Source organism: Kiritimatiellia bacterium (assembly GCA_025054615.1).
Classification (GTDB): Bacteria; Verrucomicrobiota; Kiritimatiellia; order CAIVKH01; family CAIVKH01; genus JANWZO01.
In genome coordinates this window covers 12,755-36,859 of sequence record JANWZO010000008.1, presented here as the reverse complement: position 1 = coordinate 36,859, position 24,105 = coordinate 12,755, and the positions used below count along the sequence as shown (strand labels likewise).

Genomic DNA, 24,105 nt, shown 5'->3' with positions numbered 1-24,105 from the left:
GCCTATGCCGCCAGTGCGATCCATGCGTAGAGGATCGCAAACGAGGCCAATGTGACGGGGATCCCAGCCCGCGCATGATCGGCGAAAGAAATTTCGATTCCCGACTGCTTGGCCTGCTCAATCACAATCAGGTTTGCGATGCTGCCAATCGTGATCAGATTCCCAGCGAACGTGCTGGCCAGCGCGAGAACATACCAGGGCTCCGGCGGAGATGTCGGAATGAATTTGGTCAACAGCATCACCGCCGGAACATTACTGACCAGATTGCTGAGGACGGCGGAGAGTCCCGCCAGCACCATCGGCGCATCGAGGTGGATCCCGTGCGCACGGAGGGTCTCGACGATATAGGCCGGCCAGCCCGTGTTCTCAAAACCTCGCACGACAACGAACAGGCCGATGAACAATGTAATCAGATGCCAGTCGACAAGCCCCATGATGGAACGGGTCGCCATCCGGCGGCTGCAGAGAAGAACACCTGCGGCGACCAAGGCCGATAATTCGCGAGGAACAGACGTGAAAAACGAGGCGATCAACAGGGCGGTCACCACCAGACCCTTCGCGCTCTGGCGGCGATCGTAATCCGGCCAGTCACCCTTCGGAATCGCGGGCCCTTTAGCCATCCAGGCTCCGCGGAAAAGCCCGACCAGAATGGCGAAGGCGGCAGCAAGGGCGAAGACACTCGGAATCGAGCACCACAGCGTAAAATGGAGGAAGGAGAGATTTGCCACCTGGCCGATCAACATATTTTGCGGATTCCCGATAATCGTCGCCGCGGAGCCAATGTTGCTCGAGATGGCAAGCCCCAGAAGGTACGGCAGGGGATTCAAACCGCGCCGGGAAAGAGACCAACAAAGTACCGGCGTAAAGGCGAGACAAACGATGTCGTTCGCGAGAACGGCGGAAAGCAAAGCGGAAACCACCATCAGTCCCCATAAAAAGAGGGCTGGACGATCCATGAAACGAGTCAATTGCAGCGCGACATGCGTGTAGAAACCACCAAGGCGGAACTGGGAGGACAAGACCATCAGGCCGAACAACAGCAAAATCGTCGGCATATCCACTGCCCCCACCGCCTCCTCCGTGTTCAACACGCCAAATGCGATCATGGCAACGCCACCTAGCAGGGCGATTCCCGTCCGGTCGATCGCCAGGCCGGGGATCTCGCCCAGCGCAACGCCCAGGTAAGTCAGCAGAAAAATGCCCACTGCCGGTGTAAGGAATTCAGGCATGCCGTGAAGTATTGCTGTGATCTCTGTTTTGTAAATTGCGATGAATGCGCTGATCTTTGGAATCACCGGCGGCATCGGACATGAGTTGGCCCGTCTCTTGGTTGCCCAAGGCCATCGCATTTTTGGTTCGGCGCGGAATGAGGACCGTCTCCAATCACTGGCCGCCTCGCTGGGATGCAACGTCATGGCCGGCGATGTGACGAATCCGCGCGATGTGGACCGCGTCGTGGATACAGCCAATCAGTCGATGGGTGGATTGGATGCCGTTGCCTTATGCGTCGGCAGCATCCTCCTGAAACCGGCCCACCTGACAACCGATGAGGAGTGGCAGTCGACCCTGGCGGTAAATCTGAGCAGTGCGTTCTATGTTACGCGCGCGTCCGCCAAGGCGATGAGCGCGTCGGGTGGCTCAGTTGTGTTGGTGTCCACATGCGCGGCGAGGGTCGGACTTCCGAACCATGAGGCAATCGCTGCTGCGAAAGCCGGCGTTGAAGGTCTCGCGCGGTCGGCGGCCGCAACCTATGCCACGCGAAAAATTCGATTTAATGTGGTGGCGCCAGGTCTCGTGGACACGCCACTCGCCGCCCGAATCACCGGCAATGAAATGGCTTTGAAGGCTTCCCTCGCCATGCACCCGCTGGGCCGCATCGGCACGCCGCGGGATGTGGCCTCCGCGATTGCCTGGCTCATGGATCCGAATCAGAGCTGGGTTACCGGTCAGGTCCTCGGTGTGGACGGAGGGCTGGCCTCGCTACGCGGCCGTTGAGCCACAATGGCCACTGCCGCAACCATTGTTTGGTTTCGACGCGATCTGCGGCTCCATGATCATGAGGCCCTTAGTGCCGCGCTGAAGCGCGGCGGTTCTATTGTACCGGTCTTCATCTGGGCGCCGGACGAGGAATCTCCCTGGCCGCCCGGCAGCGCCTCCAAATGGTGGCTCCACGAGAGCCTTACTGCCTTCGACGCTTCCTTGCGCGAGCTCGGCAGCCGACTGGTCATTCGCCGAGGTCCTTCCCTCGAGGCTCTGGACAAGTTGATCCGTGAGACGGGCGCGTCAGCGATTTATTGGAGTCGTCTCTATGAGCCCGCTGTGATTGAGCGGGACAAGCAGATCAAAAGCCATCTTCGCGCCCGTGGCATCGACGCCCGATCCTTCAATGCTTCCCTTTTGCACGAACCGTGGACCATCCAAACGTCCTCCGGCAAACCCTATCAGGTGTTTACGCCCTTTTATCGGGCCTGCCAGGAAATCGGCGACCCCTCCACCCCGTTGCCGGCACCCCGCGAACTCCCTTCCTGTCCGCCCGTCGATTCTCTGACCATCGCGGATCTCGGTCTTTTGCCTCGAATTCCTTGGTATCACGGCATGGCCCAGTCTTGGCAGCCGGGCGAGACCGGCGCCCTTCGACGGCTCGAGTCATTTTCACCCAAGGCGCCGGCTTACAAGGTCGACCGCGACCGCCCCGACCTTGAAAGCACGTCGCGTTTGTCGCCCCACCTTCACTTCGGTGAGATTAGCCCGCGCATGATGTGGTGGGCCATCCGCAAAGCCCATCCCGGCGGCTCTGCCGAATCCTATTTGAGGCAACTGATCTGGCGGGAATTTGCTCATCATCTGCTTTTCCATTTCCCATACACTGCCACAGAGCCGCTCCGGCCTGAATTCAGGTCCTTTCCCTGGCGCGAAAATCCCGCCGCTCTGAAGGCGTGGCAAAAGGGGCGAACGGGCTACCCAATCGTCGACGCAGGAATGAGAGAACTCTGGCACACCGGCTGGATGCACAATCGGGTGCGCATGATTGTCGCCTCTTTCCTCGTCAAAGACCTTCTTGTTCCCTGGCAGCGCGGAGCGGAATGGTTCTGGGACACTTTGGTCGATGCGGATTTGGCGAACAACACATTGGGATGGCAATGGACGGCGGGCTGCGGCGCGGATGCTGCGCCCTACTTTCGGATTTTCAACCCCATCCTGCAGGGGGAGAAATTCGATCCTGACGGCGAGTACGTCCGTCGGTGGGTTCCAGAATTGGCATCGCTACCCTCCCCTATGATCCACCGAGTGCCCGAGCTACCCGACGCCACACTGCGTCAATTTGGTATTGAGCTCGGCCGCGATTATCCCCGGCCCCTCGTCGACCATGCCAGCGCCCGCGACGTCGCGCTGGCCGCATTTGACGCCATTCGACGCGCTCAGTAAAACGCTCACCGGCTTCTCACAATTTGCTAACACATCTTTTCGACCTTAGATGGCAATCGGGAGTCCTGTGCATGGCCAAAAAGCGCATCCTGTTGATCGAGGACGACGAGGACATCCAGGAACTCGTATCCTTCCATTTGGGGAAGGAGGGATACACCGTTCAAGTGATCGCTTCGGGTGAGGCGGCGCTGGAGGCGGCCCGGAAGTCAACCCCCGACCTGATTCTTCTCGATCTGATGTTGCCCGGCATCGACGGGCTGCAGGTCTGTCGAAACCTGCGCGGGGAGCCAAAGACGCGCCACATTCCGATCGTCATGCTGACGGCCAAGGGCGAGGAAACGGACATCGTCACAGGCCTCGAGGTCGGCGCGGACGATTACATCACGAAACCTTTCAGCCCCCGGGTGCTCGTGGCTCGGATCCGGAATGTTCTTCGGCGAAAATCCCGAGATGTCCCCGACGATCAATCTCCGATCCACGTGCACGATCTCGTCATTCACCCTGGGCGGCATGAAGTGCTGCTCAAGGGCAAGCGAATTGACCTGACCTTCACTGAATTTCGGGTGCTTCAATTTCTCGCCCGCAGGCCCGGCTGGGTGTATACACGGCAGCAGATCGTCGATGCGGTTCGCGGCGAGGATTACGCCGTAACGGACCGCTCGGTTGACGTGCAGATCGTCGGCCTCCGACGAAAACTCGGTCCCGCCGGAGAATACATCGAGACCGTTCGCGGCGTCGGCTATCGGTTTCGCGAGTAACCCGACGGTGCCGACGCCGCTGTCATGGACCGGAAGGAGAAACCAATCGTGAAAAGAGTCCAAATCCTCGTTTGTCGAATTCTGGGGATCGCCTCTCTTCTCGCCGCCTCCTACGCGGCAGTCCCGCCCACAGTCGATGAACGCCTGCCGCTATATGAGCGCGTGGAAGGCGTGGCTGGGAACCTCAACAGCATCGGTTCGGACACGCTCAACAATCTAATGACTCTGTGGGCGGAAGGGTTTCGCGCCCAGTATCCGAACGTGGTGATTCAAATCGAGGGCAAGGGATCTTCCACTGCCCCGCCCGCCCTGATTGAAGGAACGGCGCAACTGGGCCCGATGAGCCGCCCGATGAAGTCCTCTGAGATCGATGCGTTCGAGGCCCGTTATGGTTATAAACCAACCGAAATACGCGTTGCGATCGACGCGCTGGCCGTCTTCGCGCACAAGGACAACCCCATCAAGGGCCTCACGATGCAGCAGATCGACAGCATCTTTTCCACCACGCGAAAATTGGGCGGTCCCGACATCACAACCTGGGGTCAGCTCGGGCTATCCGGCGACTGGGCCAACCGTCCCATCTCATTGTACGGCCGAAACAGCGCCTCCGGCACGTACGGATTTTTCAAGGAGCATGCGCTGGCGAAAGGCGATTTCCGGCCCACGGTGAAGGAGCAGCCCGGTTCATCTTCCGTGATCCTCGGCGTCGCTGGCGATCTTTACGCGCTCGGCTACTCAGGTATCGGCTATGCAAGCGCCGGCGTTCGAGCGCTGCCTATCGGTCTTTCGGAGGATGCTCTGTTTGAAGCAACCCCCGAAAATTGTTTGAGCGGCGATTATCCCCTCGCGCGGTTCTTGGTCATTTACGTGAACAAGAAGCCGGGCCAGCCGATTGATAAGTTGACCGGTGAATTTCTACGATATGTCCTTTCGCGGGCTGGCCAGGAAGTGGTTGTCAAGGACGGATACTATCCGCTGCCGGCCGAAATCGTTCAAGAAGAGCTCCGCAAGCTTGAATAATCGCGATAACCCACGGAGCGATCGAGGCGTCCCGGACGCTCTAACGATGCCCGACAAGCCGGCCCGAGGCTATGAAATCGCCCCTTCCGTACTCTGGACGGATCGGGTCATGTATTATGTGATCAAAATCGGCGGCTTGAGCATCATCACTGCTGTTCTGGCAATCTTCCTGTTCATCTTTTGGCAGATCTGGCCTCTCTTTCAACCCGCCAAAGTAGTTCCGGACGCCTCATGGGCGCTGCCGCCCGGCGACTACATCGCCATGGGCGCGGACGAATGGTCGGAGTATCCTTTTGCGCTCACCCGCGACGGCCGCTTGCTATTCATTCGAACAGTAGAGAACGGCGCGATCGAGGAGCGACCTCTGCCCTTGCCGGCCGGTGAAAAAATCTCGTCTGTCTTTTACCATCCGAAACGGCAGGAATTGGTCCTCGGAACGGATCGCGGGACCCTTCATGTGATCGAGATTGGTTATTCCACTCGTTTCGAGGGCGACAGACGTACCGTGCTCGCCGAGCCGCGGATCACCCTCTCCGTACCCCTCGGCGTCCCTAGCCACCCCATCCTACTTGGCGATCTTGACGGTTTGGGCGGCCATCGTCTGGCTGCTGCCCTGCAACGGATTGATGGAGAATACCGGCTGACCGCCGCACTGTTGACGCAGCGTCGAACGCTCGTCGGCGCCGGAAACTGGACTCTCACTCGCACTTGGGATCTGACCCGGGAGCTCTCCAGTGAACCTCTGCGGTTAATGGTCAACGAACGCGCAGACGGCCTTATCCTCGCGCTATCTGACGGCACCATCAAATATTTCGCCCGAGAGGTACATGACCTTGCGCTCCGCCAGACGTTTACGCCATTTGCCGGCGACAGCGGAACGGGATCCATCGCTGTGGTCGAATTCTTGTTTGGCGACGATTCGGTGGTCGTGGCCGATACGCACGGTGAAAACAAAATTTACAGCCTGTACGAACAAGGCTCTGCAGGGCGCCGGTTCGGCCTGACCAAACAATTCCCCTCGCTCGGCGCTCAACCTTCGGCCTATGCAAAGAGCCTGCGCAACAAGGCCTTCCTGCTGTCAGGGGAAAACCGGGCATCGCTACGTTTTGCAACCACGGAGCGAATCCGATGGGAGGCCGATCTCCCCTTTGAGGTGAGACTCGCCTTTCTCGGCTCCAAATATGATTCCATATGGCTGCTAGACGCTTCTGCTCGGCTGCACCGGTTCACCCTCGATGACCCCCACCCCGAGGCGGGATTGCGGGCTTTTTTTGGCAAAATTTGGTATGAGGGCGCTCCGGAGCCGGCCTTTGCCTGGCAGAGCACAGGAGCTACTGACGATTTCGAGCCTAAATTGTCGATGGTGCCTCTGCTTCTGGGCACCATCAAGGGCACCGTCTATGCGATGCTGTTTTCGACTCCCCTCGCGTTGCTCGCGGCCCTTTACACGTCCCAGTTCGCTCACCCCGACATTCGACGCCTCATCAAACCGACGATGGAGATCATGGCCTCGCTGCCATCGGTCATTCTCGGCTTTCTCGCTGCCCTTTGGCTGGCGCCGCTGCTCGAACAGCGGGTGCCATCAGTCCTGTTGATGCTCATCGCCCTACCCCTCACGGCCTGCGCGGTTGGCGCGCTGTGGAACCGTCTCCCAGCCCGCGCGCGGCGTTTTGTCCGCACTGGTTATGAATTCCTCTACATCGCACCCCTTCTCGCCGCCGTCGGGTATGTGGCATGGCAGGCGGGGCCGTTTCTCGAATCGATCCTCTTTGTGGCGCGCGACCCCTCCACGGGTGTGTCGATTGCCGATTTCCGCCTCTGGTGGATCCAGACCGTCGGATTGCCCTTTGAACAGCGAAACTCACTGGTCGTCGGATTCATGATGGGATTCGCGGTGATCCCGATAATTTTTACGATCGCCGAAGATTCCCTCTCCAATGTACCTCCGGCCTTCCGCTCCGCCTCCCTCGCCTTGGGCGCCAGCCGTTGGCAAACGGCGGTGAAAGTCGTGCTGCCCACGGCCTCCGCGGGAATCTTTTCGGCCCTGATGATCGGCTTCGGCCGTGCGGTTGGCGAAACCATGATCGTGCTGATGGCAACAGGCAACACGCCGATCATGGATTTCAACATCTTTTCCGGCATGCGCACCCTGTCCGCCAACATCGCGGTCGAACTGCCGGAAGCACCGCACAACAGCACGCTGTATCGGGCGCTCTTTCTCGGCGCGATGCTCCTCTTTCTGATGACCTTCCTGCTCAACACACTGGCCGAATTGTTGCGGCATCACCTTCGGGAAAAGTTTAAGGCGATCTAGCCCCGTGAAGCCCCATCCCGCCAACAGACAATTCCGCGTCGCCGGCGAAACCGGCGTCTGGCTGACCTCTATGGGGCTCGCGCTCGGATTGATGATGGTCCTCGGCCTGCTGCTGCTCATCTCGTATAACGGGATCCGAAGTTTCTGGCCGAAACCGGTTGTCGAAATCGAGATTTCCCCATCGAGTCCGGCGGCAGTCCGCGGCCAGACCCAGCTTGGCGGCATCGTTGTTCGCACGAGGGATCGCATGATCCCTCAGCCAGACGGCCGAGAAGCCGAACGCGAATGGCACCTCCAGATCGGCAACAAGGACGTGTATGGCATGGGATTCCGATACGTGCCCATTCGCGACATCCTCGCCAAGCGCTTTCCGCTCGAGGCGATGGTGATCGAACGGATGGAATACGGAAATGCCATCGGAATACCTCTCGCGATCGTACGGCCTGGTGGGCAGCGCATCGGAGCCGAAGATCCGGCTTTCGACGATACGCTCAGCCTCGAACTGGAACGCGTGAAGGCTCTTCGCAAAACATTGCGAACCGTCGAAAAAATCCAGATCGGCCGAATCAACCACGAGCTCAAGCGGCTGGCGCGGGATTCGGACCTCTCCGACGAAGAGCTCCGCCGCCGCGAAGCCGATCTTCGCGAACGACATCGGGAACTGGCCGCCCGTGCCCTCGAGCTTCGCGCCCAGTTGGATCGCGGCGAGTTGGTCTATCGCCTCTTCACCGGCGAGGAGCGGTCCATTTCGCTCGGTCAGCTCGTCAAGGTCCATTTCCCCAACCGGATGAGCTTCGCGCAAAAGACCTGGTTATTCGCGCAGAATCTCTTCGATTTCCTGACGGATGAGCCGCGTGAGGCGAATACCGAGGGGGGTATCTTCCCGGCCATTTTCGGCACGTTTGTGATGACCGTGCTGATGAGCATCGCAGTCATGCCGTTTGGCGTCCTCGCTGCGATCTACCTGCGGGAATATGCCCGGCAAACCCTGCTCACCCGCGCTGTGCGCATCTCTGTGAACAACCTCGCCGGCGTGCCGTCCATTGTCTTTGGCGTCTTCGGCCTTGGATTTTTCGTGTATCTGGCGGGTGGAACGATCGACCGGCTGTTTTATTCTTCCGCACTGCCGACCCCTACGTTCGGAACCGGGGGCATTTTGTGGGCATCTCTCACGCTTGCGCTGATGACCGTTCCGGTGGTCATTGTCGCCACGGAGGAGGCGCTAGCCGCTGTACCCCGCGGAACGCGGGAAGGCTCGCTAGCGCTGGGCGCGTCCAAATGGCAGACCATCTATCGCGTCGTCCTGCCCGCCGCCGCGCCGGGTATCATGACCGGCCTCGTGCTGGCGATGGCGCGCGGCGCAGGGGAGGTCGCGCCGCTGATGCTCGTCGGCGTGGTCAAGTTAGCCCCCACCCTACCGATCGACGGCATCTTCCCGTTCATTCACCTCGACCGCAAATTCATGCACCTTGGCTTCCATATCTATGACCTCGGCTTCCAATCCCCGGATTCGGATGCCGCACGCCCGATGGTGTTCGGCACAACCCTTTTCCTGATCGCCCTTGTGATTATCCTGAACCTAGGCGCTATCATCATTCGTGAGCGACTGCGCCGGAAATACGCCACGGGAGCCTTTTGAGCCATGGAACAACCGCCTCCTTCCGACATTGTGCTCGACGTGCGGGACCTCAATTTTTTCTACGGAAGCCATCAGGCCCTCTTCCAAATCAACCTCCCGATCCCGCGGCGGCAGTGCACCGCATTCATTGGACCCTCCGGCTGCGGCAAATCCACCCTGCTGCGCTGCTTCAATCGCATGAACGACCTAATCGACGGCATCCGGATGGAGGGCTCGATCCGCCTGGACGGCATGGAGATCAATTCGCCCCACCTCGATGTCATCGCCCTGCGCCGCCGTGTCGGCATGGTGTTCCAAAAATCGAATCCCTTCCCCAAATCGATTTACGAAAATGTCGTCTACGGGCTCCGCATCGCCGGCGTTAACAGCCGCTCCATCCTGGACGAGGTCGTCGAGCGGTGTCTTCGCAAGGCCGCGCTGTGGGACGAGGTCAAGGATCGCCTCCACACCTCGGCGCTCCAGCTTTCTGGCGGCCAGATGCAGCGGCTCTGCATTGCGCGCTGCATTGCGGTCAATCCCGACGTCATCCTAATGGACGAGCCGTGTTCGGCGCTTGACCCTCGGTCAACGTCCCGAATCGAGGACCTGATTGCCGAGCTCCGCCAAGACTATACGATCATCATCGTCACCCACAACATGCAGCAGGCGGCGCGCGTTTCCGACTGGACGGCGTTCTTTTATGAGGGAAAGTTGGTGGAGTACGGGCCGACGGACCAGCTTTTCCGAAAACCCGCCAATCCGCAGACCCAGGATTACATCACCGGCAGGTTCGGATGAGAGCGCGACTCGCTCAAAAGCCGTCCGCCGCCTCGGGAGAAATACCATGGCTATTCATTTGATGCGCGAGTTGCAAAACCTCAAGAAGCTGAGCCTGACCATGGCCGCCATGGTGGAGGAGAACCTGCGTCTGGCGGTCAAATCGGCCCGGGAGCGCAACGAACCTCTCGCCCGGAAGGTTATCGAGGCTGACCACGAGATTGATCGCCAGGAGGTCGCCGTCGAGGAGGAATGCCTCAAGATTCTCGCGCTTTATCAGCCGGTCGCCAACGACCTCCGCTTCGTCGTGGCTATGATCAAAATCAACCATGACCTCGAGCGAATCGGCGACCTCGCCGTCAATATCGCCGAGCGGGCCATCGTGCTCGCCCAGCGGCCCCCGCTTACCCGGGACTACGACTTGAAAACGCTCGCCGATGCCGCCCTCCACATGGTCAGCCGCAGCCTCGACGCCCTGATCAACCAGGATGCCCAGCTCGCCCGGGAAATCTGGCTTTCCGACGACACCGTCGACAATCTCAACCGCAAGCTGCTCGACGAGGTCGAGGAGGATCTGGCCGCCCGCCCAAACGAGCTCCGCAGTCTTCTCGCCCTGACGTCGATCTCGCGAACCCTCGAACGCATCGCCGACCACGCAACCAACATTTCAAAGGACGTGATCTACATGATCGAGGGCGACATTGTGCGGCACCGCTCGCGATTCCTTCGAGCACAAGCGCCGGCACCCTCCGCCTGATCGATTGCGCGGCCATCCCTCGTCCCTTATCATCGTCGGGTCATGTCCATTGACGCGCTCCGTACGCTGCCGCCCGACTATCACATGCATACCCCTCTCTGCAAACACGCCGAGGGGGATCCCCTTGAGTACGCCCGCGCCGCCGCTGCCGCGGGCGTGCCGCAAATCGCCATCACCGACCACGGGCCGACCGACGACGGTTTCGGCATCGACCACCGGATGGAGCTCGCCCAGTTCGGCGACTACCTGGACATGGTCGGTCGGGCCAAGCGCGATTCGCCGGTGCCGGTCCTGCTCGGCATCGAAGCGGACTACTACCGCGGGTGCGTTCGATTCCTTGCCCCCTTCCTCGAGCGACACCCGTTCGACATCGTTCTCGGCTCAGTCCATTTCCTCAATTATTGGGGGCACCCGACAGAACCGCGCGGGCTTGCCGATGGCTTCGACCCTTTGGAGACCTGGCGCCTATATTTTCAAAGGATTGGTGAGCTGGCCGACACGCGATTGTATGACGTCGTCGCGCACCTGGACCTTCCGAAACGGTTCCTGCCAACACTGCCCATCGAAAAGCTGAAACAATTTGCCCTGCCCGCCCTTGACCGGATCGCCGCCGCCGGCATGGCCATCGAAATCAATACCTCTGGTGCCCGCCATCTCGCCGGCGAGATGTACCCTTCGCTCGCCCTGCTCTCCTGGGCGCGGGAGCGAGGCATCGGGCTTACGTTCGGATCCGACGCCCACCTGCCTATCCGAGTGGGCGAAGGCTTTCTTGCCGCCGTCTCCCTCGCGCGGACGGCCGGCTTCACCACCTCACGCATCTACGAACGGCGCCGCTTTAGAGAAATCCCTCTGCCGCAAGCCCCTGCCTCACCCGCCTCACCGGCCGCCGAAACGTCGAGCGGCTGACTGCATCAACGCGAACCCTCATTTCCATTTCGCCTCTGTATCGGCTCCCCTTTGCCGCGCTGCTCTGCACAACTGAATCATTGGACCCCAAATTTCCATGCTATGTAAATTCCATCGCATGGAAGGCCGGGCCTCTAATTTTTCCATGGAATGGAAAATCTGCAGCGGCTCTCCTCGTTGCCGCTCCGCCGCGCGGGCAGACCCTTCGCCGGCGCGGCTTGCGGTCAAGACCCTGCGGCCAGCCGTGCCGCCATGCGGCGTAGCTCTTTTACGTCGAGCTTCCCGCTGCCCGTCATTGGAAGCGCGTCGATGCGGAAATACGAATCGCGCGAAGGGCGCCACAGGTTCGGTAGGTTGCTGGACATCATGATCCGGTGCAGCGTTTCCGCATCCCCCGCCGCGTCCAAATAGAGCACCACAAGCCGTTCGCCCTTTCGTTCGCACGGGATCGACGCGACAGCGAGAACGGCGTCGGTGGCGTTGAGCGCGCGCAGATAGACCTCTTCAATCGCGAGATGCGGCACCATTTCGCCGCCGATCTTGCTGAAGCGCGCGAGGCGATCAGTGATGAACACGTAGCCCTCTTCGTCGATGCGCGCCATATCGCCGGTTTTGTACCAACCCTCGACGATAGCCTGGGCCGTTAGTTCAGGCCGATCGAGGTAGCCCTTCATCACGTTCGGACCCTTGATGAGGAGAAGGCCGGGCTCGCCGAACCCGAGCGGATGCCCCGTGTCGGGGTCCACAACGCGGGCGACTACGCCCGGAACCGGCTGCCCGACGGAGCCGTCCTTTCGGGTGCCCCGGTAGACCCCGTCAATGTCGACATCTGGCAGGCTCAACGTGGCGACGGGCGCAAGTTCCGTTGTACCGTAGCCTTCGATGGGCCGGAGTCCGAATTTCGCCTCGAATTCATCGGCGAGCCGGGCCTTAAGTTTTTCCGCACCGGTGATAACGACTCGGAGGGTCCGGAAGTCCTCCGGGTTGGCTTTTTTCATGTAGGAGGCGAGGAATGTCGGTGTGGCAAAGAGGGCGGTGCATTTCCGCTCGCGGACGACCTCGACGATTTTCGCGGCGTCCAATGGGCTCACGTGATAGCTGGTCGAGATTCCGGATACGGCGGGGAACCAGAGTCCGCAGGTAAAGCCGAAGGAATGGAACAGCGGGAGCGACGCGCAGAGGCGGTCTTCGCAAGTCGGTCGCAGCACGAGGGAAAAGGACTCGATATTCGCGGCTATGTTATGATGGGTCAGCATGATCCCTTTTGGCGCGCCGGTTGTGCCGGAGGAGAAAATGATGGTCGCTACATCGTCCGGCGAGGCGCGGCGCAGGGGGGTGATCGCGCAGACCGGCGCGGCAAGCGCGACAAGGGCGGCTCGGATTTTCTGAGCGGTTCCGATTTGTGCGCGCAAATCCTCGGCGAAGACGAGGCCGGGCAAATTCGCAAATTGCGGAAATTTCTCCACGAAGGCCCGCGCCGTGATGATGGTTCGAAGCCCCGCCTGTTCGATTGCCGAATTGAACGCCTCCGCAGAGGCCGTGAAGTTGAGGTTGACAGAGGTTTTCCGCAACAGCGCCAGCGCAACATTCACGAGAAAGCCGCCGACGCTGGGCGGCAGCAGAACCCCGACATTTTGCTGGGAAGCGAGGGGCCGGCGCAGCACACGAGCGAGAGCGATGGCGCCGATCAGCGCCTCCCCTAGCGTGATCGAGCGTCCCGCAGTATCGTCGAGCGCGCGTTTGGATCGGTTTCGCCGCGCCATGCGGATGAACAGCTCGGCAAGGGAGCGATGCAGCGGCTTCCGGGTTGCCGCCGCCTCGCAGGATGTCTCCATCAGGGCATTCCGGATTTGCGGCGCCGTGCAGGGAGGAGTCATCGCTCGACCGAAGGCCACCGCGACATGACGCCGCCAGCCGCGATCCGGCCATTCGAGCAGGCGGGAATCGCGAAAGTAACTGTGCGGAGTATTCCACATCCCGCTGATGTAAACCGGGATGATTGGAACGCGCGAGCGGACCGCTAGTTGTTCTACGAATGGGCGGCCGTTCCAGGATGGGCCTTTCCCGAGAGTGGAGTCGTCCGCGAACAGACAGACCAAGCCGCCAGACTCGAGTGTGCGGAGCGCCTTTTTCTCCACGGCCGCAAAAGTTTCGGGAGGGTCGCCCGACCCGAGCGGAACCGCTCGCAGAGCACGCAACCAGGACCGGAACGGACTGGCCTCGTACGCGGACCGGGGGAGAACGAAGAGGATACGGCGGGACTGCGAGGTAAGAATCAGGAACGGATCTAGGCGGGACGCATGGTTTGAGATGAGGATCGCCCCCCCATGCGGCGGAATGGAATCTGCGCCAACCGCGCGTACGCGGTAACGAAGCCGCGTGAACAGCAGTGTCGCAAAACGCACGCCAAATTCCGGCAGGATGGCGACCGACAACAGGCCGAGAACGATCGTGGCAGCACCCATAATCGCAAACCCCCGAGCCGGCGGCAGGCCGAGCGCCACGTTGAAGATGTAGACGAGTGCGGAACCGAGGAGCACGCCGATCCAGCTCAAGAAGCTGTTCGCCGCCAGTATGGAACCGAGTTGTGCCCGCGGGGCACGGAATTGCACAAACGCTTCAAGCGGAATCAGAAACAAGCCGGCGCCGACGCCGGCGAGGAAAATCATGGCCCGGATGCCGTCGAGCGGAAGAGTATCCAGGCCAATCACAAGGGTCGTGCCCGCCAAGAGCAGTGCCCCCGCCGGAACAATACCAAATTCCACACGGCGACCCGACAATCTTCCGGCCAGCCAGGCTCCCGCTCCGATCCCGACAGCCGCGAAGAAGAAGAGATACCCCGACTGCGCTTCCGTGAGCTTCAAGTGAGTCATGCCGAACGGGATCAGGTTCAGTTGCGTGTATGAACCAATCAGCGAAAAGTAGGCCGAGGCAAGAATCGCCATCACGAGTTCGGTGTCGCGCCGTATGGAGGCCATCGTGCGCCAGACATCGTCCACAACAAACAAGGAGGGCGCGGATTTCCTGCCCGCGGGTGGTGTTTTTTCGATCCCAAGGGAGGCGATCGTGCCGGCTATAGCGATCCCTACACAGACGAGGGCCGCGTACACGAGGCGGTCGCGGAAGATCTCGCCCAGCCAAGGGCCCAAGGCAGTGCCGCAAATGATCGCGACATATGTGAACATGATGATCGTGCCGTTCGCGGCGGAGAGCTGATCGCGGGGAACCAGTTCGGGAATGATGCCGTATTTGCTCGGCCCGAACAGCGCGCTCTGGGTCGACATCAAGAACAGCACGATGTAGGCGCCAGGTGCCCATTTCGCATGGAAGGCCGCAACCGCAAGCGCCATCACGGCAATTTCCAACACTTTGACGAATACGGTGATCGATCGTTTGCTGAATCGATCGGCGAGGGCACCGGCGGCGGGCGTGAACAGCAGGAAGGGAATGACGAAAATGGCTCCTCCAAGCGCGACCCATTCGCTGGCCCGTTCTTCCCCGAGCAGTCGAATTACGTAAAAGAACGACAGCAATTTGAATATGTTGTCGTTCATCGCGCCGAGAAACTGGGTCGCATTCAGCCAGGCGAACGATTTGCCAAACCGACGGATCATTTGGGCGGTCCTCCTGTGGTTGGGGCTTCCGCTGCTTCCACAAATTCTACCACGGAGCGCACAATCTCCTGCCATCCGTAGTCCAAGGGTATAACGTGCCCCGCGTTCGGTGCATGCACCAGTTTCTTGCGAGGCGCTCGCAGATCTTCATAAAATTTCAGGCAAGCACGACGACTGACGACCTTGTCAGATCCGGGGACGACAATTAATGTCGGTATATTCAATTCGGTCGGACGCGACCGGACACGCCGCGTCAACCGGAACATGGCCGAATACATAGACATCGGCAGGAAACGGTCGCGGTCTTCCGCCACGCCTTCTTTTTTCGCATGAAGATCCACAGGGAATGCAGTTCCGAGTATCGTATCCGGTGTCAGAATCTTTTCGGCGACGGCAAACAGGGTCTCGGGCGGAAGTCCGAGGCTTCGGCGCGTCGAGACTTGAATCAACGGCGCGATAAGCGCCAGCCCGTCCACCGCTTGCCGGTCCGTTTGTGCTAGGTCCAAGGCCAGGGTGGCGCCCATCGAGTGTCCCATCAGCCAGACCGTGTCATGCGTCCGGCGAAGGTCTCGGACTTCGTCGGCAAGTGTACGCTGCCAATCCGATTCATCGACTCGAAGCATCCGCTCCAGCCGTTCGCCAAATCCAGGCAGCCGCATGGCGCGAACGGCATAGCCCCGCTGTGCGAGTTCTGTGGCCATGTGGGAGAAAACGGAGGGACTCGAGGCGAAACCGTGGATGCAAAGGATCGCGACCCGCCCCTCACCCAGCTCAAATGGCGCCGCACCGACACGCACACCGTCGGGACGCCAGGCCGTGGCGCGTTCGCGCTGCGCAGCGCGCATTCGCGTCCACGCCGGGTAGGCTGCCCGGGCCGTAAGGGCCGAGGCAAGGCCGGCAAACAAAAATTTCATCAACATGGGAGTATCACGCGTTTCAGGGTGAGCTGGCGGTTTCCTATCATACCGTCTTCGGAACGAGCGAAGTTTTTCGATCACCCTCGATTCAGTGGGACCTGAGGCGAGAAATCTATTCGCCAAGAAGCGTTTGTGAGGGTAATTTTTGCTGAACCAAGATCTGTCGATGAAAACGATTCTCTCTTTTGTTGACGATTTGTACGAAGACCTCGAGCTCTGGTATCCCAAACTTCGGCTCGAGGAAGAGGGTTGGAAAGTCATCGTGGCGGGACCCAAGGCCGGCACCGTGTATAAGGGAAAGCACGGGTATCCGTGCCGGGCGGATATCGATATCGGAGACGTGGAGGAACCCTTGATTTATGACGCCCTGCTGGTCCCGGGCGGCTTTGCCCCGGACAAGTTGCGGCGCGATCCCACAGTGCTGAATGTGGTGCGCGTCTTGCACCGGGCGAAGCGGCCCATCGCGTTTATCTGCCACGCGGGGTGGATCCTGATTTCCGCGGATATCTTGCGGGGCCGGCGCGCCACCAGCACGGTCGGCATCCGCGACGACATGCAGAACGCGGGCGCCATCTGGATCGACGCTCCGCTAGTGGTCGATGAAAACCTGATCAGCTCGCGAACGCCGGTCGACCTGCCCGTATTTGCCGCCGCATTGGTCCGAGCCCTCAAGGGCGAACCGATATCATCCACCCCATAGCGGCGAGGGATACTCGCCGGATCGGATCCTCGCAGCAATCCCGTCCCGGACCACCGGTTTGTCTTCCGGATAGGTCATTCCGAGCCAGCGCGCCGTCGTAGGAACAACCCGCACGCGGACGACGCCCTCAGCGACGAGGCCGTCGATGATCGTCGGAATCGCCAGCTCTGCCTTCGGGCTTTGGCTATTCGCGCGCAAAAAATCCACGAAAACCCGCTCAAGGTGAGGAAACAGAGCCGGGGTAAATCCCCAAAAGTTCATCGATACGGTTGTATCGGGCGAAATGGGTTCCAGTCCCTTTTCCGTTTGCGCGACGATCTTGCCATTCCGCTTTTCAATATGCGTCCGCTCGACCACTCGCCGAAGGAATCCGTGGTCATCGACCTCGCAAATGCCGCGAGAAACCGCACCGTGCTCCGACAGCGTCTCCGACAAGCGATATCCCGCGAGGTAAAACTCCGTGGAATCGGCTGAAGCTTGCGTGAGGGGCTGCGCCATCGCGTGGAAGGCCTCGCGCCCATAGAAGTCGTCCGCGTTGATGACGGCGAACGGCTCATGGACAATCTGTCTGACTGATAAAATGGCGTGTCCGGTGCCCCAGGGTTTCGTCCGTTCCGGCGGCGGCCTGAAACCGGCCGGTAAATCGCCCAGTTCCTGGAAAGCATAATCGACGCGGGCGTTGCGGGAGATTGCGCGGTCAATCACCGCCCGAAAAGGGGCCTCTATATCCCGACGGATGATGAAGACCACACGGCCGAATCCGGCCCGCAGCGCATCATACACGCTGTATTCAATGACGATTTCACCATGGGGACCCACGGGATCGATTTGTTTTAGCCCGCCATAGCGGCTCCCCATTCCGGCAGCCATGACAACAAGCGCAGGTTTCATTCATCCGACTCCCAAAGCTGGCGGAGACCGACCTCCAAGTTCACTTTTGCTTCAAATCCCAATATTTCTTTGGCCCGGGAAACATCCGCAACCGATCGCCGAACATCGCCCGGGCGAGCCGGCTGAAACTCGGTCGGCATCCGTTTCCCAGCGATTCTGGCCAGAAGGTCGATTAGCGTCAACAAGTCGGTTTCTTGGCCTGTGGCGAGATTAATCACCGAGCCATCCGCCACCGGGGTTTGCATGGCGGCCACCAGGCCCGCCACCACATCCCGGACGCTAACAAAATCGCGCGTCTGACGCCCATCGCCGAAAACGGTGAGGGATGCGCCCTGTCGGTACGCGCGGACAAACCGTGAGATGACGCCGCTGTATGGCGAGTTCGGATCCTGCCTCGGGCCATAAACGTTGAAGAACCGCAGGGAAAGCGTTTGAAGCCCATATAGGTGCGCGTAGACCTGCGCGTAGGCTTCGGCCGTAAGTTTGGCCGCCGCATAGGGTGACGCAGGGTTTGGTTTCATGTCCTCTCGCTTGGGGAGGTCCGGCGTGTTGCCGTAGACCGCGGCCGTGCTCGCCACAATGACGCGCTGTACCCCGCGATGCCGTGCGGCCTCTAACACGTTGAGAGTGGTTTCGGCGGTGCGCCGATGGCTCTCCAAAGGATTGCTCACCGATTGAGCGACGGAGACGAGAGACGCCAGATGGAAAACGACCCGGCAACCCAGGCAAGCCGCGGCCGCGTTGGCAAAGCTCGAGATGTCGGTGCGAAGAAACTCGATGCGGTTCATCACTGCGGCAAGATTCTCGAGCCGGCCGCTGGACAGGTCGTCGGCCACTCGTACGCGATAACCGGCGCCCACGAGAGCCTCTGCCAAATGAGAACCGATGAACCCTGCCCCACCCGTGACGAGAATCAAATCGTCCGACATACACTACCGGGCGTTTCCGCTGTCTCCAAAACCCACGGTGGACCGGACGAAATACAGGGGCCTCTTCTTCGTTTCCTCGAAAATTCGGCTGACATACTGGCCAAGGAGGCCCATGCACATCAACTGAATGCCGCCGAGCACTAGAACCACGGCCATCAGAGATGTCCAGCCACGAACGGTATCGATCCAACCGAAGATTTTTCCAAGCACCACCCGCAACGCGAACAGCAAACCGGCCAGGCTAAAAAACAGGCCGATCCCCGTCATCCAGCGCAAAGGGGCGCCGGAGAACGACGTGAAGCCGTCCCACGCAAGATTCAACGATTTCCATATAGGGTATTTCGTCACTCCCGCGTGACGGGCTGCTCGCTCGTAGTACACCGCACATTGTCGGAAACCAACCCAGCAGGTCAGCCCGCGCATGAAGCGATGTAGCTCGCGAACATTTCTCAGGGCGTCCACCACCTTCCGGTCAACAAGACGAAAATCGCCGGCATCCATGGGTACCTTGACCCGGGACATTCGGTAGAAAATCCGGTAAAATGCAGCGGCCAGAAATTTCTTCAGCCACGTCTCGCCCTCGCGGCTCTTGCGCACCGCATAGACTACTTCGAACCCCTCCCGCCACCGCGCCAGAAGCTCCGGAATCACTTCAGGCGGATCTTGGAGATCCGCATCGATGATCACAACCGCGTCGCCGGTCGCATAATCCATCCCCGCCGTGATCGCGATTTGGTGGCCGAAATTCCTCGAAAGCTGGACCAGCTTCACCCGCGGGTCCTCGGCCGCCTTCTGCGTAGCCCACGCCGCGGAGCCGTCGGTGCTGCCGTCGTCGACCAAGACGAGCTCCCATTTCTCCGGCACGTTCGATAGCGCGGATTTCACGCGCTCGTAGAGAACGGGAAGATTCTCCTCCTCATTCAGAAATGGGACAACGACGGAGACGGTTTTCATGGGCACGCAAGGCTAGCAAGGGTCTCGCGAACCAACAAGTATCGTCAAGCGGGCGGTTTGCAGGACTGCTGTCCTTCGTTTATGCTGAACCGATAAGTAAAGCGCGGGAGACCCACACGATGGCCGACGAGCACCGCCCTCATTCCAACCGCTTGATTCACGAAACGAGCCCTTACCTTCGGCAGCATGCGACAAATCCGGTGGATTGGTACCCCTGGGGCGAGGAAGCCCTAAATCGCGCGAAGCTTGAGGATAAACCCATCTTTCTGTCCATCGGCTACTCGGCGTGCCATTGGTGTCACGTCATGGAGCGTGAGTCCTTCGAGAATCCCGAAATTGCGGAAATCCTCAACCGGCATTTTGTTTCGGTGAAAGTCGATCGCGAGGAGCGGCCGGACCTCGATGAATTTTATATGCTGGTGACTCAAATCATGACGGGCCGTGGAGGTTGGCCCAACTCAGTCTGGCTGCTGCCGGACGGTCGACCCTGGTATGCCGGCACCTATTTCCCGCCGGAGGACCGATGGGGCCGGATCGGTTTCAAAACGCTCCTGTTGCGGCTCGCCGAAATCTGGCGAACCCGCCGCGCGGATATCGAGGAGCAGGCGCGGCAGATCATTTCGGCTATGAAGGCTGCCGCATCGCGCCCTGCACCGGAGGTGTACGCGCCACACATGTGGGACAGCTTGTTCCGCCGCGCTCGCCAGGATTGGCTCGACCATGAAGACCGCGAGCACGGCGGCCCCGCGGGCGCGCCGAAATTCCCGCCCCACACGGCGCTAGGGCTGATTCTCGACAGTCCTACTGCGCGGTCCGAATCCGATCTGGACGCCTATGCCTTTCGCACTCTGGATGCGATGGCGCTCGGCGGGATCCGCGACCACATCGGCGGCGGTTTTCACCGCTATTCGACCGATGAGCGCTGGCTTTTGCCGCATTTCGAAAAAATGCTGTACGACAACGCGCAACTCGCTCGCGCGTATTCGCTCGCGGCGGCCCGCTCATCCGATCCCAGGCGCCGGGCGGAGTACGAAGCCGCAGCCCGCGAGACGCTGGACTGGCTGCTCGAGGAAATGACGGATCGCGAGGGCGGCTTTTACTCATCGTTGGACGCGGACAGCGATGGCGAAGAAGGCAAGTATTACGTCTGGTCCCATGAGGAAATCGTCCGCCTTTTAGGGACGGATGCGGCCGACTTTTGCCGGCTCTATAATGTTCGGATCGGTGGAAATTACTTCGAGGAGGCCACGGGACACCCGACCGGACTAAATATTCTGCATCTAACCTCCTTCGTCGATGAACCTGAACGCAGCCGAATGACCAGGTGCCGTGCGGTTTTGAAAGAGGCGCGAAAGGCGCGAGTGCGCCCCGCATGCGACGATAAAATCATCACCTCTTGGAACGGGCTCGCGATTGCCGCGTTAGCTTCCGCGGCGCAGGTTTTCGCAGACCGGCGCTATCTCGCGGCTGCAGAGGCTGCCGCACGATCCCTTCTTCAGCGCAGCGTCGTTGACGGCGAACTCATGAGAATCCGTCAGGGTAACCGCAGCCATGTCCCGGCATTTCTTGAGGACTATGCGGCCCTAACATGGTCGCTTCTCTGCCTGAATGAGGCGACGCGAGACGCTTCATGGCTTGAGGCCGCCGAGCGGCTTGGACGGCATATGATCGACCATTTCGCAGACCCGTTGACCGGAATGCCGTGGTCGGTGGGACCGCGGCATGAAACCCTGCCTGTCAAAATTCCAGACGTCATGGATCAATCTCAGCCCTCTCCCGTGGGATTGGCCATTCGCGTCTGGGCCATTCTCGCAGAGCGCGGAGGCGGCGCTGAGTTTCGGCGCGCGGCAGAACGTGCGCTCGCTGCCGCGCATCCGCTCGCAGCCCGAGCCCCGTCCGCGAGCGCCTCGGTCCTCCACGCGGCGCTGTTTCTCTATCGCAACGCAGCGAACGAAGCCGTGAGCTGGAAGGTGCGACCGCTGGCGCGGTCGGCGGCGCCCGGAGGCGTGGTGGCGCTGGCGGTCGAGGCGGACGTGCCAGCCGGTTGGACCTTGCAACCGTATGAAGGCGGCGCCCCGTTCCGAGTGGAGACCGGGCCTCCCTTCGATTTGGTGAGCATGGATTCGTCCACGGTTCGATTGCGAATGCCACAGGATCCAGCGGGTCTCGAGGTTCATGGCGTTATCCGGCTGTACTTCCGGCCCTGCAATTCGACGGAATGCCTGCCCGAACGCCAAATCGAATTTCCCGTCAGCGTTGCGGTCACGCCCTGAACTTCACATGCACCAATCTAGAGTCCATTATCGGCGTCGCAGCCTCCCTTGGTGTCTTCTAAGGCTGACGGTAATCGCAGTTGCCAGTTTGGCTCTGTCCGGCGCATTCGCCGAGCAGCGTGAGAAAACCGCTGCGCTCGAGTTTCGAATTCTGCGGACACTGCCCCATGACCCGACGGCCTTTACCCAAGGATTGTTGTTCTGGAACGGACGTTTGATCGAAAGCACTGGACTGTATGGGGAATCTTCCCTCAGAGAAGTCGATTTGGACACCGGCGCCGTCATTCGTCGGCGCAACCTCCCATCGGTATTTTTTGGCGAGGGCATCGCGCTCTGGTCCAACCGCATTTTCCAACTGACGTGGCGCGAAAAGATGATGTTTGTCTACAATGCAGAGACCTTCGAAACTTTGGGCTCGTATCCATGGGACGGTGAGGGATGGGGCCTGACGGTCTGGAGCAACCGCCTGGTGGCTAGCGACGGCTCTGAAGTGCTGAGGTTCTACGACCCCCAGACGATGAAGTCTCTCGGGTCCGTCATCGTCCGTGATGGCGATTCGCCCTTGCGAAGATTGAACGAATTAGAAGCCGTCGGACCTGAGATCTTCGCTAATGTCTGGGGAGAATCTCGTGTCGCGAGGATCGACCCCGCGACAGGGCAGGTTCTGGGCTGGCTAGATTTTTCTCCGTTGCTGCCTGAAGAATCGCGTTTATCACGCGAAAATGTTCTGAATGGAATTGCATACAACGAGGCAACCCGCCGCCTGTTTGTCACGGGAAAACGCTGGTCAGTCCTGTATGAACTCGAATTGATCTTTCCGAAACGCTGACTTTCCCGCCACCGACAGGTCATGAAGTAGGCAGGGTACGACTCGGTGGGTCTCCTAAACTTCAACGGGCGGCGGCCCCGTGAAAACGATCGCCTACTTCCCATTTCTGTGAATCTGCATGGATGCCCAGGTTTAAGACAGCGAACCGATCCTCCAAGATCCGGTGCGCCGAGTCCGCCTCAATAAGTTCGACGATCGTCACCGCGATCCCAAGCCTGGCTAGACATAGGGCGTTTCGACCGCCTTCGCCCGCCACCGCCAGCACCATGGATCCGGCTCGCAAGACTTACGCGTGTTCGAAGCGATGTGTGCTCGGCTCGCAGCCGTACGCAAATCCCCCAGTCGTAACCGCTGAACCCGTAAATTGATCCAAGGGGCCGCCGAATTCACCACTTGCAATGGCTCTCTATTTATTCGGGGAGAAGATGGTTGAGCGGAGCCACTCTGAAAGCTAGCGTACATCCATGTTTGACCTGACGACTTATCTGTCAAACCTCAAGGCCCGCGTTGACGACTATCTGGACCGGGCTCTCCCTCCCCCGCAAACGCGTCCTACGCGCATCCATGAAGCGATGCGATACAGCGTATTCGGCGGAGCGAAACGACTGCGCCCGATTCTGTGCATGGCGGCGGCGGAAGCCTGCGGCGGCGATGCTGAGGCAGCGCTTCGGCCCGCGGCGGCGATCGAGCTGCTACACACGTATACGCTGATCCACGACGACCTGCCGGCAATGGACGACGACGACCTCCGTCGGGGGCGTCCTACTTGCCATATCCAATTCGGCGAAGCGGTGGCTATTCTCGCTGGCGATGCCCTTTTGACGATGGCCTTTGAATGGCTTGCAGACTGTCCCGCGCCCGCGCCTCACGATCCACTCGCCCTAGTTCGAGAACTGGCTCGCGCTGCGGGCAGCCAGGGCGTGATCGGCGGCCAAGTGGAGGATATCGAGGCAGAAGGCTCGCCACCCGATCCACTGAAGTTGGAATTTATCCACATGCACAAAACGGCCGACCTCATTAAGGCGTCATGCCGAATCGGCGCGATCACCGCCGGAGCATCGACAGAATGGGTCGATTCGCTCGGCCTGTTTGGAGAGCGGCTGGGTCTGGCCTTTCAAATTACCGACGACATCCTGAACGCGACATCCGATGAGTCGGCGTTGGGCAAAAAGACGGGCACTGACGCCGCACGGGGCAAACTGACCTATGTGTCGGTTTACGGGATTGAAAAAGCACGCTCGATGGCCCTGCACTATGTCGAGGAGGCGAAGGCGCAATTATCCGAATTGCCCGGACCGGTCTACTCCCTAGAGGCGCTCGCAGACTTCGCAGTGTCGCGCAAATCTTGAAGATGAGGATATTTGAGCGCCTTCGAGTCGGCCTTCGTCTAAATGTTCGCACATGCAATCGATCCCACTAAAG

General features: G+C 60.1%; 19 protein-coding genes. 13 read left to right on the top strand and 6 right to left on the bottom strand.

The features are described 5' to 3' along the window. Positions 1-2 precede the first annotated feature (2 nt). Complete coding sequence (locus tag NZ740_05260) at positions 3-1,229, bottom strand: anion transporter (GenBank protein MCS6771417.1); 1,227 nt, start codon at positions 1,227-1,229, stop codon at positions 3-5. 40 nt (positions 1,230-1,269) lie between these two features. Here NZ740_05260 and NZ740_05255 point away from each other — a divergent pair, with 40 nt between their 5' ends. The 9 genes from NZ740_05255 (at position 1,270) to NZ740_05215 (ending at position 11,576) form a co-directional block, all read left to right on the top strand. Beyond that, complete coding sequence (locus NZ740_05255; GenBank protein MCS6771416.1) at positions 1,270-1,995, top strand: SDR family oxidoreductase; 726 nt, start codon at positions 1,270-1,272, stop codon at positions 1,993-1,995. A 6-nt stretch (positions 1,996-2,001) separates the two neighbouring features. Next, the gene (locus NZ740_05250) at positions 2,002-3,426 is read left to right on the top strand and encodes a DNA photolyase family protein (GenBank protein ID MCS6771415.1); all 1,425 of its coding nucleotides are present in this window, start codon (positions 2,002-2,004) and stop codon (positions 3,424-3,426) included. A 71-nt stretch (positions 3,427-3,497) separates the two neighbouring features. Continuing rightward, positions 3,498-4,184, top strand: a complete 687-nt coding sequence (locus NZ740_05245) for a response regulator transcription factor (protein ID MCS6771414.1) — start codon at positions 3,498-3,500, stop codon at positions 4,182-4,184. Positions 4,185-4,232: 48 nt separating this feature from the next. Further along, positions 4,233-5,204, top strand: a complete 972-nt coding sequence (locus tag NZ740_05240; protein MCS6771413.1) for a phosphate ABC transporter substrate-binding protein — start codon at positions 4,233-4,235, stop codon at positions 5,202-5,204. A 46-nt stretch (positions 5,205-5,250) separates the two neighbouring features. Next, positions 5,251-7,518: an ABC transporter permease subunit gene (locus NZ740_05235; protein MCS6771412.1), complete on the top strand. Its 2,268-nt coding sequence runs from the start codon at positions 5,251-5,253 to the stop codon at positions 7,516-7,518. A 70-nt stretch (positions 7,519-7,588) separates the two neighbouring features. Continuing rightward, on the top strand, positions 7,589-9,157 hold the full coding sequence (gene pstA / locus NZ740_05230; protein MCS6771411.1) for a phosphate ABC transporter permease PstA: 1,569 nt from the start codon (positions 7,589-7,591) through the stop codon (positions 9,155-9,157). Positions 9,158-9,160: 3 nt separating this feature from the next. Further along, positions 9,161-9,934, top strand: a complete 774-nt coding sequence (gene pstB / locus NZ740_05225) for a phosphate ABC transporter ATP-binding protein PstB (GenBank protein ID MCS6771410.1) — start codon at positions 9,161-9,163, stop codon at positions 9,932-9,934. Between the two features lie 46 nt (positions 9,935-9,980). Continuing rightward, entirely contained in the window at positions 9,981-10,670 is a 690-nt protein-coding gene (gene phoU / locus NZ740_05220) for a phosphate signaling complex protein PhoU (protein ID MCS6771409.1), read from the top strand. Between the two features lie 42 nt (positions 10,671-10,712). After that, positions 10,713-11,576 carry a histidinol-phosphatase HisJ family protein gene (locus NZ740_05215; GenBank protein MCS6771408.1) on the top strand — a complete coding sequence of 288 codons (864 nt, stop codon included), beginning with the start codon at positions 10,713-10,715 and terminating at the stop codon, positions 11,574-11,576. Between the two features lie 224 nt (positions 11,577-11,800). On the opposite strand, the gene NZ740_05210 is transcribed toward NZ740_05215, so the two are convergent. Beyond that, the gene (locus tag NZ740_05210) at positions 11,801-15,190 is read right to left on the bottom strand and encodes an MFS transporter (protein ID MCS6771407.1); all 3,390 of its coding nucleotides are present in this window, start codon (positions 15,188-15,190) and stop codon (positions 11,801-11,803) included. Continuing rightward, positions 15,187-16,110: an alpha/beta fold hydrolase gene (locus tag NZ740_05205; GenBank protein MCS6771406.1), complete on the bottom strand. Its 924-nt coding sequence runs from the start codon at positions 16,108-16,110 to the stop codon at positions 15,187-15,189. Before NZ740_05205 ends, NZ740_05210 begins: the two co-directional genes overlap by 4 nt. Positions 16,111-16,273: 163 nt before the next feature. On the opposite strand from NZ740_05205, the gene NZ740_05200 reads away from it, so the two are divergent. After that, positions 16,274-16,807 (top strand): type 1 glutamine amidotransferase, encoded by a 534-nt coding sequence (locus tag NZ740_05200; GenBank protein ID MCS6771405.1) that lies wholly within the window; start codon positions 16,274-16,276, stop codon positions 16,805-16,807. Here the strand turns inward: NZ740_05200 and NZ740_05195 are convergent. The 3 genes from NZ740_05195 to NZ740_05185 are packed head-to-tail and all read right to left on the bottom strand — an operon-like array spanning position 16,793 to position 19,581. Next, positions 16,793-17,698, bottom strand: coding sequence for a nucleotidyltransferase (locus NZ740_05195; protein ID MCS6771404.1), 906 nt, complete (start codon positions 17,696-17,698; stop codon positions 16,793-16,795). The genes NZ740_05200 and NZ740_05195 overlap by 15 nt on opposite strands. Next, positions 17,695-18,627, bottom strand: coding sequence for a GDP-mannose 4,6-dehydratase (locus NZ740_05190; protein ID MCS6771403.1), 933 nt, complete (start codon positions 18,625-18,627; stop codon positions 17,695-17,697). The genes NZ740_05195 and NZ740_05190 overlap by 4 nt, the downstream gene beginning before the upstream one ends. A 3-nt stretch (positions 18,628-18,630) precedes the next feature. Next, positions 18,631-19,581 (bottom strand): glycosyltransferase family 2 protein, encoded by a 951-nt coding sequence (locus NZ740_05185; protein MCS6771402.1) that lies wholly within the window; start codon positions 19,579-19,581, stop codon positions 18,631-18,633. Between the two features lie 119 nt (positions 19,582-19,700). On the opposite strand from NZ740_05185, the gene NZ740_05180 reads away from it, so the two are divergent. The 3 genes from NZ740_05180 (at position 19,701) to NZ740_05170 (ending at position 24,032) form a co-directional block, all read left to right on the top strand. Next, complete coding sequence (locus NZ740_05180) at positions 19,701-21,854, top strand: thioredoxin domain-containing protein (protein ID MCS6771401.1); 2,154 nt, start codon at positions 19,701-19,703, stop codon at positions 21,852-21,854. 7 nt (positions 21,855-21,861) lie between these two features. Further along, entirely contained in the window at positions 21,862-22,683 is an 822-nt protein-coding gene (locus NZ740_05175) for a glutaminyl-peptide cyclotransferase (protein MCS6771400.1), read from the top strand. Between the two features lie 464 nt (positions 22,684-23,147). Further along, positions 23,148-24,032, top strand: coding sequence for a polyprenyl synthetase family protein (locus tag NZ740_05170; protein ID MCS6771399.1), 885 nt, complete (start codon positions 23,148-23,150; stop codon positions 24,030-24,032). Positions 24,033-24,105 lie beyond the last annotated feature (73 nt).

Excerpts from the sequence above, each read along its gene's own strand:
- NZ740_05260 (MCS6771417.1), bottom strand. The coding sequence starts at position 1,229 with ATGCCTGAATTCCTTACACCGGCAGTGGGCATTTTTCTGCTGACTTAC.
- NZ740_05255 (MCS6771416.1), top strand. The coding sequence starts at position 1,270 with ATGAATGCGCTGATCTTTGGAATCACCGGCGGCATCGGACATGAGTTG.
- NZ740_05250 (MCS6771415.1), top strand. The coding sequence starts at position 2,002 with ATGGCCACTGCCGCAACCATTGTTTGGTTTCGACGCGATCTGCGGCTC.
- NZ740_05245 (MCS6771414.1), top strand. The coding sequence starts at position 3,498 with ATGGCCAAAAAGCGCATCCTGTTGATCGAGGACGACGAGGACATCCAG.
- NZ740_05235 (MCS6771412.1), top strand. The coding sequence starts at position 5,251 with ATGCCCGACAAGCCGGCCCGAGGCTATGAAATCGCCCCTTCCGTACTC.
- pstA (MCS6771411.1), top strand. The coding sequence starts at position 7,589 with ATGGGGCTCGCGCTCGGATTGATGATGGTCCTCGGCCTGCTGCTGCTC.
- pstB (MCS6771410.1), top strand. The coding sequence starts at position 9,161 with ATGGAACAACCGCCTCCTTCCGACATTGTGCTCGACGTGCGGGACCTC.
- phoU (MCS6771409.1), top strand. The coding sequence starts at position 9,981 with ATGGCTATTCATTTGATGCGCGAGTTGCAAAACCTCAAGAAGCTGAGC.
- NZ740_05215 (MCS6771408.1), top strand. The coding sequence starts at position 10,713 with ATGTCCATTGACGCGCTCCGTACGCTGCCGCCCGACTATCACATGCAT.
- NZ740_05210 (MCS6771407.1), bottom strand. The coding sequence starts at position 15,190 with ATGATCCGTCGGTTTGGCAAATCGTTCGCCTGGCTGAATGCGACCCAG.
- NZ740_05205 (MCS6771406.1), bottom strand. The coding sequence starts at position 16,110 with ATGTTGATGAAATTTTTGTTTGCCGGCCTTGCCTCGGCCCTTACGGCC.
- NZ740_05200 (MCS6771405.1), top strand. The coding sequence starts at position 16,274 with ATGAAAACGATTCTCTCTTTTGTTGACGATTTGTACGAAGACCTCGAG.
- NZ740_05195 (MCS6771404.1), bottom strand. The coding sequence starts at position 17,698 with ATGAAACCTGCGCTTGTTGTCATGGCTGCCGGAATGGGGAGCCGCTAT.
- NZ740_05190 (MCS6771403.1), bottom strand. The coding sequence starts at position 18,627 with ATGTCGGACGATTTGATTCTCGTCACGGGTGGGGCAGGGTTCATCGGT.
- NZ740_05185 (MCS6771402.1), bottom strand. The coding sequence starts at position 19,581 with ATGAAAACCGTCTCCGTCGTTGTCCCATTTCTGAATGAGGAGGAGAAT.
- NZ740_05180 (MCS6771401.1), top strand. The coding sequence starts at position 19,701 with ATGGCCGACGAGCACCGCCCTCATTCCAACCGCTTGATTCACGAAACG.
- NZ740_05175 (MCS6771400.1), top strand. The coding sequence starts at position 21,862 with ATGCACCAATCTAGAGTCCATTATCGGCGTCGCAGCCTCCCTTGGTGT.
- NZ740_05170 (MCS6771399.1), top strand. The coding sequence starts at position 23,148 with ATGTTTGACCTGACGACTTATCTGTCAAACCTCAAGGCCCGCGTTGAC.